At 65.9% G+C, this 15,714-nt stretch carries 18 protein-coding genes; 11 read left to right on the top strand and 7 right to left on the bottom strand.

Translation table 11 applies throughout. The annotated features are described in order from the left end of the window. Nucleotides 1-24: 24 nt before the first annotated feature. Nucleotides 25-588 (bottom strand): TetR/AcrR family transcriptional regulator, encoded by a 564-nt coding sequence (locus tag F8G81_RS06190; protein ID WP_267278133.1) that lies wholly within the window; start codon nt 586-588, stop codon nt 25-27. A gap of 131 nt (nt 589-719) precedes the next feature. Between F8G81_RS06190 and F8G81_RS06185 the strand changes: the two genes are divergently transcribed. Together F8G81_RS06185 and F8G81_RS06180 are read left to right on the top strand one after the other, a co-directional pair. Beyond that, nucleotides 720-1,238 (top strand): cupin domain-containing protein, encoded by a 519-nt coding sequence (locus F8G81_RS06185; protein ID WP_267278132.1) that lies wholly within the window; start codon nt 720-722, stop codon nt 1,236-1,238. 60 nt (nt 1,239-1,298) lie between these two features. Further along, nucleotides 1,299-2,264 carry a HoxN/HupN/NixA family nickel/cobalt transporter gene (locus F8G81_RS06180; RefSeq protein WP_267278131.1) on the top strand — a complete coding sequence of 322 codons (966 nt, stop codon included), beginning with the start codon at nt 1,299-1,301 and terminating at the stop codon, nt 2,262-2,264. A 6-nt stretch (nt 2,265-2,270) separates the two neighbouring features. Here F8G81_RS06180 and F8G81_RS06175 read toward each other — a convergent pair whose 3' ends face one another. Further along, entirely contained in the window at nt 2,271-3,527 is a 1,257-nt protein-coding gene (locus F8G81_RS06175) for a S8 family serine peptidase (RefSeq protein ID WP_267278130.1), read from the bottom strand. 254 nt (nt 3,528-3,781) lie between these two features. Between F8G81_RS06175 and F8G81_RS06170 the strand changes: the two genes are divergently transcribed. After that, on the top strand, nt 3,782-3,937 hold the full coding sequence (locus F8G81_RS06170) for a hypothetical protein (protein WP_267278129.1): 156 nt from the start codon (nt 3,782-3,784) through the stop codon (nt 3,935-3,937). Between the two features lie 63 nt (nt 3,938-4,000). Then, on the top strand, nt 4,001-4,180 hold the full coding sequence (locus F8G81_RS06165) for a hypothetical protein (protein WP_267278128.1): 180 nt from the start codon (nt 4,001-4,003) through the stop codon (nt 4,178-4,180). A gap of 296 nt (nt 4,181-4,476) precedes the next feature. Here F8G81_RS06165 and F8G81_RS06160 read toward each other — a convergent pair whose 3' ends face one another. Then, nucleotides 4,477-4,890 (bottom strand): hypothetical protein, encoded by a 414-nt coding sequence (locus tag F8G81_RS06160; RefSeq protein ID WP_267278127.1) that lies wholly within the window; start codon nt 4,888-4,890, stop codon nt 4,477-4,479. A 540-nt stretch (nt 4,891-5,430) separates the two neighbouring features. Between F8G81_RS06160 and F8G81_RS06155 the strand changes: the two genes are divergently transcribed. From F8G81_RS06155 to F8G81_RS06145, 3 genes are all read left to right on the top strand, one after another. After that, the gene (locus F8G81_RS06155) at nt 5,431-5,790 is read left to right on the top strand and encodes a hypothetical protein (protein ID WP_267278126.1); all 360 of its coding nucleotides are present in this window, start codon (nt 5,431-5,433) and stop codon (nt 5,788-5,790) included. 67 nt (nt 5,791-5,857) lie between these two features. Further along, nucleotides 5,858-6,127, top strand: a complete 270-nt coding sequence (locus F8G81_RS06150; protein ID WP_267278125.1) for a DUF1778 domain-containing protein — start codon at nt 5,858-5,860, stop codon at nt 6,125-6,127. Continuing rightward, on the top strand, nt 6,124-6,657 hold the full coding sequence (locus F8G81_RS06145; RefSeq protein WP_267278124.1) for a hypothetical protein: 534 nt from the start codon (nt 6,124-6,126) through the stop codon (nt 6,655-6,657). Before F8G81_RS06150 ends, F8G81_RS06145 begins: the two co-directional genes overlap by 4 nt. A gap of 124 nt (nt 6,658-6,781) precedes the next feature. On the opposite strand, the gene F8G81_RS06140 is transcribed toward F8G81_RS06145, so the two are convergent. After that, entirely contained in the window at nt 6,782-7,156 is a 375-nt protein-coding gene (locus F8G81_RS06140) for a hypothetical protein (protein ID WP_267278123.1), read from the bottom strand. A gap of 160 nt (nt 7,157-7,316) precedes the next feature. Here F8G81_RS06140 and F8G81_RS06135 point away from each other — a divergent pair, with 160 nt between their 5' ends. Next, nucleotides 7,317-7,958 (top strand): response regulator transcription factor, encoded by a 642-nt coding sequence (locus tag F8G81_RS06135; protein WP_267278122.1) that lies wholly within the window; start codon nt 7,317-7,319, stop codon nt 7,956-7,958. Beyond that, nucleotides 7,955-9,703, top strand: a complete 1,749-nt coding sequence (locus F8G81_RS06130; protein WP_267278121.1) for a sensor histidine kinase — start codon at nt 7,955-7,957, stop codon at nt 9,701-9,703. The genes F8G81_RS06135 and F8G81_RS06130 overlap by 4 nt, the downstream gene beginning before the upstream one ends. A 39-nt stretch (nt 9,704-9,742) precedes the next feature. On the opposite strand, the gene F8G81_RS06125 is transcribed toward F8G81_RS06130, so the two are convergent. Further along, nucleotides 9,743-10,618, bottom strand: a complete 876-nt coding sequence (locus F8G81_RS06125) for an NmrA/HSCARG family protein (RefSeq protein WP_267278120.1) — start codon at nt 10,616-10,618, stop codon at nt 9,743-9,745. Between the two features lie 174 nt (nt 10,619-10,792). Then, nucleotides 10,793-10,948, bottom strand: coding sequence for a hypothetical protein (locus F8G81_RS06120; RefSeq protein ID WP_267278119.1), 156 nt, complete (start codon nt 10,946-10,948; stop codon nt 10,793-10,795). Between the two features lie 117 nt (nt 10,949-11,065). On the opposite strand from F8G81_RS06120, the gene F8G81_RS06115 reads away from it, so the two are divergent. Beyond that, complete coding sequence (locus tag F8G81_RS06115) at nt 11,066-12,880, top strand: tetratricopeptide repeat protein (protein ID WP_267278118.1); 1,815 nt, start codon at nt 11,066-11,068, stop codon at nt 12,878-12,880. 58 nt (nt 12,881-12,938) lie between these two features. On the opposite strand, the gene F8G81_RS06110 is transcribed toward F8G81_RS06115, so the two are convergent. After that, on the bottom strand, nt 12,939-14,288 hold the full coding sequence (locus F8G81_RS06110) for a flavin monoamine oxidase family protein (protein ID WP_267278117.1): 1,350 nt from the start codon (nt 14,286-14,288) through the stop codon (nt 12,939-12,941). Between the two features lie 315 nt (nt 14,289-14,603). On the opposite strand from F8G81_RS06110, the gene F8G81_RS06105 reads away from it, so the two are divergent. After that, the gene (locus F8G81_RS06105; protein WP_267278116.1) at nt 14,604-15,671 is read left to right on the top strand and encodes an IS110 family transposase; all 1,068 of its coding nucleotides are present in this window, start codon (nt 14,604-14,606) and stop codon (nt 15,669-15,671) included. The last annotated feature ends 43 nt before the right edge of the window (nt 15,672-15,714 follow it).

The raw sequence follows: 15,714 nt of genomic DNA, 5'->3' as shown, positions 1-15,714 counted from the left end.
GAGGTTCCTGCGGACGGACCGTTGTCACGAGGGAACCACGGCTACCAGCGCCGCCATCGCTTCAACTGCCGCCTCTTCCGTGAGCCCGTTCTGCCTGCACAGGGAGTGCCAGGTCCAGAAGGAGACAGCATGGCCCACAACGGCCCGCAGGGTGTTGTCATCCCGACGCTCGGAAAACGGCTCTAAAAGGACGTCTCGGAAATGCGCATCGCGGTCCTGCAGATTGCGGCGCAGGCCCTCCGGCAGGACATCCACGTCCCGGTGGAGCCGCAGGAGCATGTCTGCACCTTCCCGATAAAAACGGTAGGTATCGGACAGTCCCAGGCGCAGGCGGCCGTAGGGGTCGCCGACCGCTGACCACGCTGCGGGGTCCGGCAGCTGCTGTTGTGACCGCCAATGGGCCGAACAGGCGTTGAAGAGATCAACGTCCTCCGGAAAGTGCCGGTAGACGGTCAACCGGGTCACCCCCGCCTGCTCGGCGATGCCGGCAATCGTGGTCCGTGCGGGGCCCACGGTGGCATGGAGGTGGGAGGTCGCCTCCACAATGCGTTGGCGCGTGCCGTCCATCTGGTCCGCTCGCTTGCGCATCTGGTACTGCCGACCTTTGGTTGAACGCTCCTGTTCACTCAAACTATTGACTCAGTCCTTTGCCGTGGCGATAATTCGATATACACCAGTGTATATCGAAACTGGACCTCCCACTGGGAAAGGAATCCGTCATGGAACATGATGAGGCTCCGCGGCTGACTGTCGTGGAGCCCGGGCAGGGACGCGAAGGACCGCTGGGGACCATCGGCGTCGTGTTTAAGCTTTTCGGGGACGACACACATGAACAGCTGTCCATTGTGGAGCATCCCTTTCCGGTGGGGGCCCTGGTGCCTCCCCACATCCACACCCGCGAGGACGAGTACTCCATAGTCCTCGAAGGAGAGATTGGTTTCCGGTCCGGTGAGCGGCAGGCTGTTTTGGGTGCGGGCGGCTACATCACCAAACCCCGGAACGAGCTGCACACCATGTGGAATGCCGGCAAAGTACCGGCCCGCATGATCGAGATCATCAGCCCGGCCGGTTTCGAACACTTCTTCTGGGGCCTCGCCGACCACCTGGAGGCCGGTCCGCCGGATCCGGAACTCATCGAAAAACTGGCGGCCGATTTCGGGCTTCAGTTCGCCGAGGCGCCGTGGCTGCCCGAGATCATCTCCCGCTACAACCTGACACCTCCCCGCCCTAGGGGATAAGTGAACGTGCGGGGCCGATCTTCCGTACCGGGAAAGACGGCCTTCATCCTGTTTCTGCACGTGCTCGGATGGGGCGGCCTGGTGCTGCTCGCTCCGTCATCATCGGTGCCTGGAGTGTTTGGCGCAGAGCTGGGTTTGGCGGGACTGGGGCTGACGGCATACCTGCTGGGATTGCGCCACGCCTTCGATGTGGACCATATCGCCGCGATCGACGGAGTGACGCGCAAGCTCAGTGAACAGGGCCGCCCCTCCGCATCTGTCGGATTCTGGTTCTCCGCCGGCCACTGCTCCTTGGTGCTGGTGTTGTCCGGGCTGTTGACGCTGGGGGCACATAGCCTCGCCGCCGGACCGGCAGCGGAAGGGGCCGCCTTTCAGGTGTTTGGCCTGGCCGGGGCCCTCGTTGCGGGACTTTTCCTCGTCGCGATCGGCATTGCCAACCTCAAGCCGCTGCTTGCTGTTTTGAAACAGCGCAGCTTGCCGCCTGCCGCTTCCGGCCTGGGCGAGGGAACAGTTCCCGCCGTCAGAACGCCGGTAAGTATGGTGCTGGCACGAACGTCGTGGGTAACGGACAGGCCCGGCGGGATGTTCCTGGTGGGGATGCTCTTTGGACTGGGCCTGGACACCACCCTGGAGGTTGCCTTCCTCGTGATTGCGGCGGGAGGGCTCCTGTTCGCGAACCCCTTCGCGCCGGTGATGCTGCCGGTTCTTTTTGCTGCCGGCATGATCCTGCTGGACACCCTCAATGGCTCTTTCATGAGCGCGGCCTACAATTGGGCATCATGGCGGCCTGACCGAAGGACCCACTACAACACGGTGGTCACGGCGATCGCGGTCATAGCCGCCTTCGCGGTGGGTTCCCTGCAGCTGGCCTCTGTCGTTGCCAGCGCGTCAGGCCGGGAACTGGTTCTCGAAGCTGGAGCGGGAATCATAAGAGACGGCGGTGGCTACATGTTGACCTGTGCCTTTCTTATCACCTGGTCCGTTTGGTACGTCCGGCACAGGCGGAGTCCGGCGGCAGCGATCTGACGGGAACTAGCGGACAGCCCGGACAGTCTTATCTGCGTTCACCCGGCCATGTGCCCAGAAGGTCGCCTGGCCGGATTTCATCTCGGCAGTTGATTCGACGTAATAGCGCACTGATGCCTGAGTGTCGCCAGGATGTGAGCTCCAGGCGAGCGCGGCAACACCGGCGACGATAGCTGACGACATTGACGTGCCGTTGCCGACGTCGTAACCGAAGGACCGCTTGTTCTGGGTACCGAGGACGAAGGTGTGGTTCGGGAACGTTGAGTAGACGTTGGCTCCCGGTGCCGCGACGTCCACCCAGCTGGCTCCGTAGGTTGAGAACGACGCTTTGGCATCGGTGTTGTCGGTGGCGCCAACGGCAATCACGTTGGGGTACGCCCCCGGGTAGATCTTGGTCTGGTTGCCGCCGTTGCCTGCCGCGCCCACCAGCACAGCACCCTTAGTCCACGCGTTGTTGACGGCAGATTCGAGCGTTCGTGATGGCCTCACCCCGAGGCTCATGTTGATGACCTTGGCACCATTGCTGACAGCCCAGTTGATGCCGTCCGCCAGGCCTGAGCTCGATCCAATCCCGCTGTCGTTCAGCACTTTGCCGTCCAGAATGCTGCAGCCAGGGCACGTGCCTGCCACGCCTAGGGTGTTGTTGGCGGTGGCCGCGATGATGCCGGCCACGTGGGTGCCATGGCCATAGTTGTCGTCGCCGGTTTCCCCGTTGGTGAAGTTGGCCCGTGCAACCACCTTCGGATTGATATCGGGGTTGTCGTTGGCAACACCGGAATCCAGAACGGCAACTTTGACGTCGACGCCGGTGGTGACGGTCCATGCTTCAACGGCGTCCACATCAGCGTCCGGCGTGCCCTTGTCCACCGTCAGTGTGCCGGAGGTGTTGGTGAACGATTGGCCGGTGTTTTGCAGGGCGTACTGGCGCGGGAAGTATTGGTCGGTTGTAGCGGCCGTAACGACGGGGTCCGGCTCCGCGTACTCCACTGCCGGGTTCCGGCTGAGTGCCTCGGCGAGCTGGAGTTCCTTGCCGGCAGGGACCGTGATGAGGTGTGCACCGGTGCTGCCGATTCCCGTGCCTTCGCTGAGGCCATGCTGGCGGAGGGCGCCAGCAGCAGGCGCGCCGTTGTCGCGGAACTTGACCATGATTTGCCCCGGAGTGTGGGATGGCTCGGGCGGCGCCGCGTTAGTCACAACAGCCGAATTCATTGCGCCAAACGCCATCATCGCGGCTGCGAACCCAGCCACAAGAGTCTTTTTCATGGGGGCTATCTTGCTCCAACCCGCAGCCGCCGGATAGGGAAACCGGCAATTTGCCCTACCTAATTTCCCCTGCCTGACTGCACAGGTGCGGGAAGCGCGGAGGCGGGCGCCGCCGTCGTACTGTCATGAATTACGCCCTTGCGGGACGTTGACTGACGCGACGCCGGTCCCGGAACCACGCGTGATAGGCGGCCAGCAGCAGAAGCGCCGCGGCGCCCACGCCCACTGCAAAGGACAGGAGCACCACGCCGGCAGTGAGCGCCAGGAGCAGGATCCCTTCGATCCTGTCCAGCGACGAGTCTGCCGGCGCCGACGTCCCGGCGCACCTGGGCGCCTTCGGCGCTTCCCTCTACCGCTCCGCCGTCGCCGAGTACGAGCTCACCATCCCCGAGCGGGCCGCCCTGCTCTAGGCCGCCGAGACCGTCGACACGCTACGCATCATTGAAGACGCGATCCGCGAGACCGGTCCCGTCGTGAACGGCAGACCCTCCCCGCTCCTCGCCGAGGCCCGGCAGCAACGGGCTATCCTGGTCCGCCTCCTGGGCCTCCTGGACCTGCGCCTCGACGACGAAGAGGCGCCCGGCGAGAACGGCGTCCGCCCCTCAGTCTCCCGGCAGGCCCGGAAGGCCGCACGCTCCCGTTGGAGCCGCTGACGTGGCCCGGAAAAGGCCGGTCCTCCCGTTGCCGGCGCCAAGAACAGTGACCCCGAAGGACCGCGCCGGCGACCTCCCGCCCTGGCGCTTGCCGCGCCGCCCAGTACGCCGTCCGAAGCCTTGGACGCGCGGCGTGCCATTACGCCGCCGCTCACGCAGCCAGCGGCAACGATAGAACGCTCGTGGGCTCGGCATACCGCGATCATGGCTGTCTACCCTGGCCTCGGCAAGGCCTGTGTCCTGGAGCGGCTGGCGGGAATCGACCGATTGGAGACGTACCTAGCGGGCGGAAATGATTACTGAACCGCGCCCTTGAAGATCGCCGGTGGATCAGAGTAATTCGCCGAGTGGACCTCCATCCGCACGTCGCCGAAGCCCGCCGCCGGGATGCCATAAGCCATCGTCACTGTCTGCGTCTCGCCTGGCAGAATCGTTGAGAAAGAGCCGCCAGTCCCGCCCAACGCCTGCGAGTCGAAAGCGTACTGAGCCTGGATGCCTTGAGCGCCATAGCTAACCTTCGGAGTGCCCATGCCGACGGCATTGATCGGCTCCGTTCCGCCGTTCGTCACGACGACCTCGAAAACCACGATCTTGCCCTCAACGGCGCCCATACCGGTTTGGCTGGCAGGTACAGCCTTGCCCGGCGGGACTCTTACAGCTATCGCGCTGGGAAAGGTGATCGTGTCGCCGAAGGCGCCGGAGGTCTTCACCTGTGGGTTCTGCGTGGGTTCGGGCCCTGCTCCGGTGGGCGGTGCCGTAGGGCCGGCTCCGGTAGGCAGTGGCGTAGGGCCGGGTGTAACTGTGTTTGAACCTCCGCAACCGGAGAGCGAAGCTATCGCAACGGCCGCGGCCGCAAAGAGAACTCTGAGCTTCATTGCCCGTTCCTCCCTATGAAATAGGGCCTTATGGCGGAATTATAAGAGGCAACTTTCGCCCGCACAACGGCCTCAGTGGCCGGCAAAATGGAATCCTCAGCCCACGAAGAGCCCACCCAGGGAGAAAGCAAGGGTGGGCTCTTCTCGTCGCTCTACGGCTGCTTAAAGGCCGCCGCCTACGCGACCGCCCCCAGCGGCGAGCGCCCCATTTCCGGCGCACCTTCAGAGACTATGAGCCCTGTCTAGGGCCGCGCCCATTAGTTCTTCTGCAAAACAATGAACTGCCGGGGGCCGATTGGGTCAATGGGGATCGGCAACCCGGTCAATCCATCCCGTGACAACCCAAAAACGAGGTTTGGGTGGGTAAAATGGACCATGTTGGTCTTCCTTGCAATGGGTTGGCTACTATACGTTGCCTTCCTTCTTGGCGTTCTCGTCCTCGCCGGCATCGTCTGGTGCGTGTGCAAACTGGCGCTCTGGCTCATGGACCCCAAACTCTGGCTCGCTGGCCCACAGCCCGCTGTCGGCTCAAGGCCGAAAGCAGCCCCCGTCCCGCGTAGGCCGAAAGCAGCCCCGCTCCCCCAGCGGGCGAAAGTACCCCAGATCCCCCACCGGGCGGCAGCCGAGGTCACCTCCGACATCTGGCCCAAATGGACCCCGGCGCGCAGGCAGTACATGGACCGCGAACTGTCCCTCTGGCAGGAGCAGTTCGACGCCCTGAACTCCCGCGAGTAGGGGCCCTTCGGTTAGCCCTACCGACAACCGTACAAATGCCGTACAGTCGGGAGCGGAGGTTCACACTATGCCCAACACCAAATCACGTCGGCTTGAATTGCGCACCGACGAGAGCACCGACGCCCTAATAACGGAAGCCGCCGAACTGCTTCACGTGACCAAGTCCGCGTTCGTGGCTGACGCGGCACGACAGGCTGCACAAAAGGTGGTCTCGCGGGCGGATATGACTCTCATGGCGCCCGAGGTGTTTGACCTCATGATGGCCTCCCTCGACAGTCCCGATGAGTCCGCGGAACTGGCGGAACTGGCCAGGCTCCCCCGGCTAATCGGCCGATGAGCGTCTCGTCTTTCCGCATCGCCAAACTGGCCCCCGGGTATGACCTGGGGGCTTTTGACTGCGGTGAGCCCGCGTACAACCAATGGCTAACCGATCATGGAATGCAGGCGGTTGATGCCGGAGCCAGCATGGTCTACCTGCTTCTGGAGGCGGCGCCAGATGCCCAGGAGCGCGTTGTTGGATACTTCGCGATTTGCCCAACTCTCGTAGTCCGCGATGACATGCCGAAGCTACTCCAACGAAAAGTGCTGCGCAGCGCACCGGGCTGGCTCCTGGCCAAGTTGGCACTCGACCGCACCAGGCGTGGCGACAAGGCCCATCAGTGGGGCTCGCAACTACTGCGAGCAGCCTTGGAAAGAATAATCAGCGCCTCCGAGGTGGGCGGCGGCCAGATCATCGTCGTCGACGCGGACAACGCCGGGTTGGTCGGGTGGTACGAACGGCACGGGTTTGCTTCAACTGGCGGCAGCCCCTTGAGGTTGTACATGAAGGTGGCGACGGCCAGGAAGTACCTGGGCCCCGCCGACTAGTGTCGCCGGAAAGCTTGCGCATGGGAACCAGTCCGGCGAATTGCAACAGCGCCGATCCGCCTTCGCGGGCGGAGGAATGGCCGGCCACGAAGGCGGATAAGGACCGCGAGGACTGCGATCAGGCTCAGTCCAGGACCGGCGTCGTGCGGCGCCCAGGTGAGAACATGAGTACGACGGCCGCGATCGTGAGCAGCACGAACACGCCAACCAGCAGCTTGATCACTGCAGGCACGTCGACGAAGAACGCCGGCAGTGCTGTGAGGGTCATGATGATGATCGCACCGGCCGCGACGCGGAGCGCGGCGCGGTTGCCGGTACGCCACGTGATGATCACGGCGACCAGGCCAACCAGGCCGAGCACGCTGTCAATGATGAGGATGCCGATGGGCGGGCCAACCTGGCCTTCCGGAGGAGGGAACAGCACGCCCACGACGTTCAGCGCGCTGTAGAAGCCGGCCAGAAGGAGGCCGACCTTCTGCCGTTTCGATGTGGTTTTCATGATTGCTCCTCGGATGGGTGGATGAAGCGGACAACTCCACTGTCCGCCCGCGCCGCTTCCCTCCGCGAGGGACGGCCTCCCCGTCCATTTTCCCGCGGTTCCCGGCGAAAGGGAGGAAGTTCCCGGATCAACCGGGAGCGTACGCGCCCATAATGGGTTCATGAACCTCAGGGTGCTGATCGCGGACGACCATCCTGTCGTCCGCGGCGGGCTCCGGGCGCTGATCGAAACCCTGGAGGGACTCGAGGTGGCCGGCGAGGCAGGCGACGGCGAGACCGCCGTACGGGAGGCCCAACTCCTGCGGCCCGACGTCGTACTCATGGACGTCCGGATGCCCGGTCTCGACGGCGTGGAGGCCACCCGCCGGATCCGTGCCGCGGTGCCGGAAACGGCCGTGCTCATGCTGACCATGTACGACGACGACGCGACCGTCTTCACCGCAATGCAGGCCGGAGCCCGCGGCTACCTGCTCAAGGGGGCCGGGCAGGAGGAGATCGTCGCCGCCATCCGCGCGGTGGTCACCGGGCAGGCGATCTTCGGGCCGGGCGTGGCGGCACGCATACTGGGCTACTTCACTGCACCACCCGCGCCACGGCCCGCCCCCTTCCCGGAGCTGACCGCACGCGAGCGCGAGATCCTCGATCTGCTGGCATCCGGACGGCGTACGACGGCGATCGCCGAGGCGCTGTTCCTCTCCCCCAAGACGGTCAGCAATCACCTGACCAGCATCTTCGCCAAGCTCGAGGTGCTTGACCGGGCCGCCGCGATCATCCGCGCCCGTGAAGGCGGACTCGGCACGTGACCGCTTATCCTGCACTGCTCGCGCTGGCCGTCCTTGGCGTGAGCGCGGCCGTCAGCGGGTTGGCGTTGCTCGGCGTGCGGCGGGTCCGGCCGAGCGCCGTGCTCATGGTATTCGCAGGACTGGCCATCATCTCGGGGGCCGTTCTGGAAGCGACACGGGGAGGCTACGCACCGCGCCTGACGTTCATCATCGGCGGCGCGTTGCTGGCGCCGCTCGCATTGACCGCGTACCCGGCGCTCACCTGGCGCCACCCGGTGGACTTCGTCTCACTGGTGGTGATCGGAGGTTCGGGGGTCCTGGCGGTGGTCTGGGCAGAGAGCGACGCAGCTGTCACCACGATGCTCCTGGTCATCGGCTGTGCCCTGATCGCGCACACCTGGTGGAAGATCGAACGTGCCCCGGACCGCGACCGGTGGGCACTCAAGTGGATGGCGCTCGCGGGTTCACTGGTGGTGATAACCATGTTCATCAGCCCATTCCTGCAGCCCGGTCCGGTCGGGGAGGTCATCGCCTACCTCGCCATGAGCACCGTCGCACCCGCCCTGTACGTCGGGGTCCGCCGGCCCGAGGTGGTCGATGTCAGGGGCCTGATGGTGCGGTTCGTGGTTTTCGTGACCGCGGTGGTCGGCTACGTGGCCCTCTTCATGACCGTCGAGTCGCTAGTCGAGATCCTGGGCGGCCGCGTCCCGCCTCCGGGCACATTGGCCATCATCGGCGCCGTCGCGGCCACAACGTTCCATCCGCTGCAGGTGGTTCTGCGGGCCGTTGTGGACGTGCTCCTTTTCGGCGCGCGTCCGGACCCGCTGGGGGCGGCCACCCAGGTAGTCGGCCACATCGGTGACGACCCGGTGCTCGCACTGCGGGCGATTCGCGAGGCACTGGTCCTCCCGTACTGTGCGCTCCGCCTGGACGGAAAGACGGTCGCCGAGTCCGGGGCAGCGGTCACCCACACCAGGACGCTCCCGCTCGCCCTGGGCCCGGACCGGCACGGGGAGCTCGCGGTGGGGCTGCGGCCCGGTGACCTGACGCTGCCCCCGGGTGACAGCCACGTGCTCAGCCTGGTGGCGCCGCTGCTGGCCCAGACCCTGCGCGCCCGGGCATTGGCCGACGAGCTGCGGGAGTCACGCGGCCAGGCCATCACCGCAATCGAGGAGGAACGCCGTCGGCTGCGCCGCGACCTGCACGACGGCCTCGGCGCCCGGCTGTCTGGTATCGCGTTCACGTCGGATGCCTTGCGTAACACCCTGCGCACCGACCCTACCGGGGCAGAGGACCTGCTGCGGACCCTGCGCCAGGAGACAGTGACCGCGCTCGAGGACATCCGGGGGCTGGTCTACGCGATGCGGCCACCTGCGCTCGACGAGCTCGGCCTCGTCACCGCCCTGCGGCAGCAGGCACTTGCCCTGCGCACTCCTAACGGGACACCACTGCGAGTCGATCTGCGCGCAGACAGGCTGCAGGCGCTGCCCGCCGCCGTCGAGGTGGCGGCCTACCGCATCGTCGTCGAGGCGCTGACCAACGTGGCCAGGCACTCCACCTCGACTAACGCGACGGTCAGCCTCACACTCTGTGAGGAGGCCCTCGAGATCGAGATCACCGACGACGGGAGCACCGGTACGCCGTGGCAGCCCGGCGTCGGCATCGCCTCTATGCGCGAGCGGGCTGCGGAGCTCCGCGGCACGCTCTCCGCCGAGTGCACCCCCCGGGGCGGCCGGGTGCATGCCGTGCTGCCAATCCCGCCGTGACGACGGCGGGGCGGCGGCTGTCCTGCCGCCCCCACCCCGCTATTTGCCCTGTGGCGCCAGCCATTCCCTAACGGTCCGAGCCTCCGGCAGAATGTCGAGCGTCGCCTGGGTGCCCATGTCGAACTGCCCGGTCCGCAGCCACCGCCACATTGTGGTGAGGTCCTTTCCCACGAACCGTTCAAAGAGCTTCTCCGGCATCGGTAACCCACGTGGCCTTCGCCCGGTCCGTTCCTGCCACATGGTGCGGCACTCGTCTATTGACCGCACGTCAGATGCCAGTCCCAGCACTGCACCGCTCCACCGTTCGGGATCGGCGAACATCCGGGCGGCGATGGCACCCAGATCGTCAACGGACAGCCAGCCGACCGGCCGGGACGGGCCCATCAGCTTCGGCATCAGGTGCCAGGTGGAAAACTGCGGGTAATAGCCTTTGTCCGTCATCAGCTCCATGAAGGCCATGGGCCGCAGCACCGTGAGCGGCAGGCCCAGTTCGCGGAAGCGCTGGGCGATGACCAGCTTCGAGTCCCAGGAGCCAACGCCCGTCGCTTGGTCTCCTACGCCTGCCGCGCCGTACACCACGTGGCGTATGCCGGCTTCAGCTGCGGCCTCCGCCACGTTGCGGCCCTGCCGCACTTCAGCATCGAACCCAATTGTCTGCGGATTCTGGACGTTGAAGAGCCCGTAGGCCCCCTGGAACGGCGTCCGAAGGGAGCCAGGATCCTCGGTGTCCACCTTCTGGATGTCGGCGCCGAGCGCGAGCAGCGCCTGTGAAGCGTCACTGGATGGATTCCGGGTGAGGGCACGCACCTGCCATCCGTCGTTGAGGAGATGCCGGACCACAGACGATCCCTGCCGCCCAGTCGCGCCGACCACTGCCACCACACCGGGAGAGTCCCCGCCAGAGGAAGAAACCATGGCTTAGTATCCCACTTGGGCCGAGGGTTTGACCTGGGACGAAGGACTTCTGGTGCCCGACGACGCTCATACTGCGCGATGCCGCATGGCTGCTTGAGGGCGGGGCGGCCGGCACATGCTGCCAGCCGCCCCGCCGTCGTACCTTCCTCAGCGGTTGAGCGTGTCGAGACTGACTCAGCCAGCAGAGTAGGGAGCGCTGGGAAGGTTGCCTGCCGTCCACGGCGCGGTGGACCGGACGCTGGGCGTGTGGCCACGGCCGTCGTTCACGATGGCGCGAACAGCGGCGCTGAGAACCCAGAGTCCAAGTAGCAGGATGCCGAGCAGTTCCATGAAAATGCACCTCGAGTGAGTGTTGCGGATTGGGTGATTTCAGTGTCTCCAGCCGGCGTGTGAGCAACCGTGTGAGCTCTGCTGACGCCGGCATTGCTGCGGCGTACCATGATCCGTATGGCCGAGAATTGGATTCGGCTCCTCGGTCCGCCCGCGATCGAGTCCCCCGGCGCAACGCCCCCGCAGCCCAGGGGCCGCAAGGCCTGGGCCGTGCTGGCCTACCTCGCCCTTCAGGCGGACGGGACCCGTTCCCGCATGGCGTCGCTGCTGTTTCCGGATGCGGCGGACCCGCTCGGCGCCCTGCGCTGGAACCTGTCAGAGCTGCGCCGGACCCTCGCCGGCGTGAGGGTCACCGGCGATCCCCTGCGGCTGGACATACAGCCGCCGTGGCGCTGCGACGCGCTGGAGGTACTGGACTCGGCAGCTCACCCCGGCCTTGACCCGCGCAGGTTCAGCGGCCAGCTGCTGGAGGGGCTGTCCTTCGATGACTGCCCCGTCTTCGATTCCTGGCTGGCGGAGCAGCGTTACCGGCTCGATAACTGTGTCCAGTCCCTGCTCTACGAGGCCGCGCTGGCCGCATTGGCGTCGGGCGATCCGGGCGGCGCGGCGGAGCTGGCCACGCTGGCGCTGCAGCGCGATCCGTTCCATGCGGACTGCAACGCCGTCCTGGTCAAGGCGCTGGTGGCCCTGGGTGAGCACCGCAGGGCCCGTGAACACGTCACCAGATGCGGGAAGCTGTACCGGGAGGAGCTTGGCCTGCCGCTGCCGTCGGAAGTCCGGCGGGCCCTGTCGGGCGCGGCCCCGGTGGCGGACCCTGGGATGCCGGCCACTATGGCGACGGTGCGGTCCTATCTTGACGCCGGCGGCGCGTCGCTCTCGGCCGGCGCCGTGGACCGGGCGCTCGATCAGCTGCGGCTCGCGGTGGTGCTGGCCCAGCGCATGAACGAGCCGCATCTGCTGGCCGAGTCCCTGGTGACGCTCGCCGGGGCGCTCATCCACCAGGCGGGCGGCCGGGGCGCCGAGGTGGCGGACTTCCTGCACCGGGCGCTGCAGGCGGAAGAGTCCGACGGCGCCTCCCGGACTGCCGCTGCTGCCTACCGCGAACTGGGCTACCTGTCCGTACAGCGGGGCGTCCCGGACCGTGCGGCAGGCTGGCTGGGCCGGGCAATGCAGGCTGCCGAAGGATTCCCTGACGAGCAGGCCAGAGTTCTTGCCATCGAGGGCATGCTGGCCTCGGACACGGCGCGGTACCAGGACGCGGTGGCCGCACTGACCCAGTCCGGAAGGCTTGCCAGGGCTGTCCGGAACCGCCGGCAGCAGGCGTTCAGCGAGGCCCTTCTGGGCCGGGTGCGGCTGCTTTGCGGGGAACTGGAGCTGGCGGCCGGCTCACTGGACAGGGCGCTGGAGTGGATAGCGGAGGAACACTGGACGGTGTTCGAGCCGTTCGCCGATGGGGTGCGCGGCGAGACCTATCTTGCCGCGGGGCAGCTTGAGGAAGCCGCAGCCCTGATTGACCGGTCCTGGGTGATGGCGGACCAGGCAGGCGACCACTGTTACATGGCCCTGGCGGCAGGCGCCGAAGCACACCTGTTCCTGGCGCACGGCGACCTGGCAGCGGCCGAGCACTGGATCGACCGGGGCCTGGAACCGAAGCCCTGGTACCTCTGGTACTCGGCCCGGCTGCTGGATACCGCGGCGGAAGTTGCCATCGCCAGCAGGTCTCCGCGTGCGTCGGAGTTCGTTGAGCGGCTGGCCGAGTTGGCGAGCCGGAGCGGCATGCGGGAGTTCGTGGTGCGGGCGCAGTCGCACCGGGCCGTGCTCGGCGACGAGGCAGCAGCGCAGGCCGTGCCATGGCTGGCGAGCGAGATTGGCAACCCTGCGTTGACGGCGTTCCTGGCACAGCGGCACGCTGGGCTGAGTCTAAACGTGTGAGTGCCGGTAGTGCCGGCCCCGGGAGTGTCCAAGCTGCCCGGCCGGAGAAGGACGCTGCCTACAGGAGTTCCTTGAGGATCTCGTCGGCGGCCCGGCGCCCGGAACGGATTGCACCGTCCATGTAGCCGTTCCAGACCGTGGAGGTTTCCGAGCCCGCCCAGTGGATCCGGCCCACCGGCGCAGCGAGGGCCGGGCCGTACTGGGTCCAGGCGCCCGCGCCGAGCCGCCCACCGTAGCAGCCGCGGGTGAACTCTTCAGCGCTCCAGTCCTGCTCGACGACGTCGAAGGGGTGCGCCGCCTGCGGGCCGAAGTATTTCACCAGCGCGGCGATAACCAGTTCGCGGCGCTCGGCTGCGCTCATCAGGCTCGCGGTGCGGGCGTGGGCGCCCTCGAGGAAGCCGACCAGCACCCCGCAGGAGCCGTCGTCCGGGCTGTTGTCCAGGACCACGCTGAAGGCGTCATCGAGGCTGAGTACCGTTCCGCTCCTTCCGTCCTCGCGCCAGAACGGTGCGTCGAAACCGACCTGGACCTTGATGACTGACCCGGCCGGCATCTGCTGGGTGAGCCCGTCGCGCAGCGCGGGCAGCGGCGGGACGTAGCGCAACCGTCCGGCCAGCGTCTGCGGTATGGCGACGACGACGTGCTGGGCCGTGACACTGCCGCCTTCGTATTCGACAAGGATGCCCGTCTCATCCTGGCGGATGGTCCGGACCACGGCATTGAGCCGGACCCAGTCGCCCAGTTCGGCAGCCATCCGCTCCGAGATTTGGTGGGTGCCTCCCAGAACGCGGCTCTCCTGGGCACCCCCTGTGATCGTCATCAGTGCCTCAAGGCTGGTGCCGGACTTGATGTAAAAGAGGAAGTGCAGGAGGGAAAGCTCCGGGGACTCGGCGGAGAACAGGACAGGCACCACCAGGCGGAAGAACCGCAGCGCAATGCTGTCTTCGGTGTTGGCAGCCAGCCACCCGTCCAGCGTCTGCCGGTCCAGGTCCTTCGCGCCGTCAGTTTCCCACGGCGCCTCAAGCGCAACCGTGGAGGCCAGGATCTCCAGGTCCTCCCAGAGCCGGCCAACCTCCATCGCCGACTCCGGCGGAAGGCCGAAGGTCTCGTCGGCGTACCGGACCACGTTGCCGTCGAAAACGGTCAGGGCGTCGCCCCCATCGAAGGTGGGGAAGGTCTTGAGGCCCAGTTCCTCGATGAGCCCGAGCACCACGTCCTGTGTGGGGCCCACCCATTGGCCGCCCATCTCCACCGGCACCCCGTTGCTGAGAAAGCCTCCCAGTGTGCGGCCGGCCACCCGGTCACGCGCCTCCAGCACTGCAACTGTCCTCCCGGCCTGAACCAGTTTGCGGGCTGCACTCAGGCCGGCCAGGCCTGCGCCCACGACGACGACGTCCACATCGTTCATCCTGCGAACCTCCATCGATTCAGCCGCACGCATGACTTAGACATGAGCATACGACTCCCGCTGGGCACTGAGGAGAATAGGGGCAAGTGGCAGGGGAGAGGTTCCTGACCTACCCGCTGCGTGACGATCCGAGGCCGTTCCGGATTCTGTCTCCGTGGAGATCTGTCGGCTCCACTTCCCTGCCACTCATTATGGGCGACCGGGCCGGACGGGGTAGTGACTTGATAGGAACGTGCAGCTTAGCTCTTCAATGCTCTGTCCGCCCGGCCCGGTCGACCGTGCTCGCCTTCCCAGCATCGACAGGAATGAGTGAGCATGACGCTAGTAATGACCCAGCCCATCAGGACCATCACGATCGGTGTGGACACCCACTCCTTAATGCATCATGCAGCCGCGGTGGACCAGGACGGCCGATTCCTTGGGGACGAACGATTCGCCGCCGACCTGGATGGCTACCGGCAACTGCTGGACTGGGCCTCCGGTTTCGGCATTATCAACGTGTTCGGCATCGAATGCACCGGCTCCTACGGCGCCGGGCTTACGAGGTACATTCTCGCCGCCGGAATCGACGTCGTCGAGGTGAACCACAGCCATATCCAAGTCAAAAACAGGGTGGGGAAGACCGATGCCGTCGATGCAGAAGCAGCCGCCCGCAAGGTTCTCTCCGGAGAATGCTCCGCCCCGGCAAAAGACACCACAGGAACAGTGGAAGCAATCCGGAACCTGCACCTAGTCAGGGATTCAGCGATCAAAGCCCGCAGCGCCGCCTTCGTCCAGCTGCGCGACATCCTACTCACAGCCCCTGGCGACCTCAGGGCACGCCTGAATGCCAAGACCCTTGAGGGCAAAGCAACCCAAGCCAGAAGCCTGCGGCCAAACCCAAAGCGGATCCATGAACCCGAACACGCCGTGAAATATGCCCTCCGCGAGCTGGGCCGCCGCGTCTACGAACTGACTAACCAAATCAACGACATCGATAAGCACCTGCTCCGTCTGGTCAGCGCAGTCGCACCCAACACACTCGCCCTCCCACAGGTCGGACCGGTCAGCGTAGCCCAACTGCTCATTAGCGCGGGCGAAAACTTCGACCGATTCCGCAACGAAGCCGCCTTCGCCCGCCTCTGTGGCGTCGCACCAATCCCGGTTTCTTCGGGGAAATCACATCGCATGAGGCTACACCGGGGAGGCAACCGGCAAGCGAACCGGGTCATCTACCTCATCGCCATCTGCCGCCTGCGCTATGATCCCCGAACCAAGGCCTACCGTGATCGAAAACGAGCCCAGGGCCATTCATCCGCCGATGCAATCCGCTGCCTCAAACGCTTCATCGCCCGCGAAATCTACTACAGCCTCAAGCGAGACCTGTCGGGCGCAGAGCACTGAATGTTATATCGCCAAAGCCAGTGTGATCTTGACGCTGCTCGAA

The organism is Arthrobacter sp. CDRTa11, from assembly GCF_026427775.1.
Taxonomy (GTDB): Bacteria; Actinomycetota; Actinomycetes; order Actinomycetales; family Micrococcaceae; genus Arthrobacter.
This window is presented reverse-complemented; position numbering and strand designations above follow the sequence as displayed.

Coding starts and splice junctions, on each gene's coding strand:
- F8G81_RS06175 (WP_267278130.1), bottom strand. CDS start 3,527: ATGAAAAAGACTCTTGTGGCTGGGTTCGCAGCCGCGATGATGGCGTTT.
- F8G81_RS06155 (WP_267278126.1), top strand. CDS start 5,431: ATGTTGGTCTTCCTTGCAATGGGTTGGCTACTATACGTTGCCTTCCTT.
- F8G81_RS06140 (WP_267278123.1), bottom strand. CDS start 7,156: ATGAAAACCACATCGAAACGGCAGAAGGTCGGCCTCCTTCTGGCCGGC.
- F8G81_RS06190 (WP_267278133.1), bottom strand. CDS start 588: ATGCGCAAGCGAGCGGACCAGATGGACGGCACGCGCCAACGCATTGTG.
- F8G81_RS06150 (WP_267278125.1), top strand. CDS start 5,858: ATGCCCAACACCAAATCACGTCGGCTTGAATTGCGCACCGACGAGAGC.
- F8G81_RS06110 (WP_267278117.1), bottom strand. CDS start 14,288: ATGAACGATGTGGACGTCGTCGTCGTGGGCGCAGGCCTGGCCGGCCTG.
- F8G81_RS06125 (WP_267278120.1), bottom strand. CDS start 10,618: ATGGTTTCTTCCTCTGGCGGGGACTCTCCCGGTGTGGTGGCAGTGGTC.
- F8G81_RS06105 (WP_267278116.1), top strand. CDS start 14,604: ATGACGCTAGTAATGACCCAGCCCATCAGGACCATCACGATCGGTGTG.
- F8G81_RS06145 (WP_267278124.1), top strand. CDS start 6,124: ATGAGCGTCTCGTCTTTCCGCATCGCCAAACTGGCCCCCGGGTATGAC.
- F8G81_RS06135 (WP_267278122.1), top strand. CDS start 7,317: ATGAACCTCAGGGTGCTGATCGCGGACGACCATCCTGTCGTCCGCGGC.
- F8G81_RS06185 (WP_267278132.1), top strand. CDS start 720: ATGGAACATGATGAGGCTCCGCGGCTGACTGTCGTGGAGCCCGGGCAG.
- F8G81_RS06120 (WP_267278119.1), bottom strand. CDS start 10,948: ATGGAACTGCTCGGCATCCTGCTACTTGGACTCTGGGTTCTCAGCGCC.
- F8G81_RS06115 (WP_267278118.1), top strand. CDS start 11,066: ATGGCCGAGAATTGGATTCGGCTCCTCGGTCCGCCCGCGATCGAGTCC.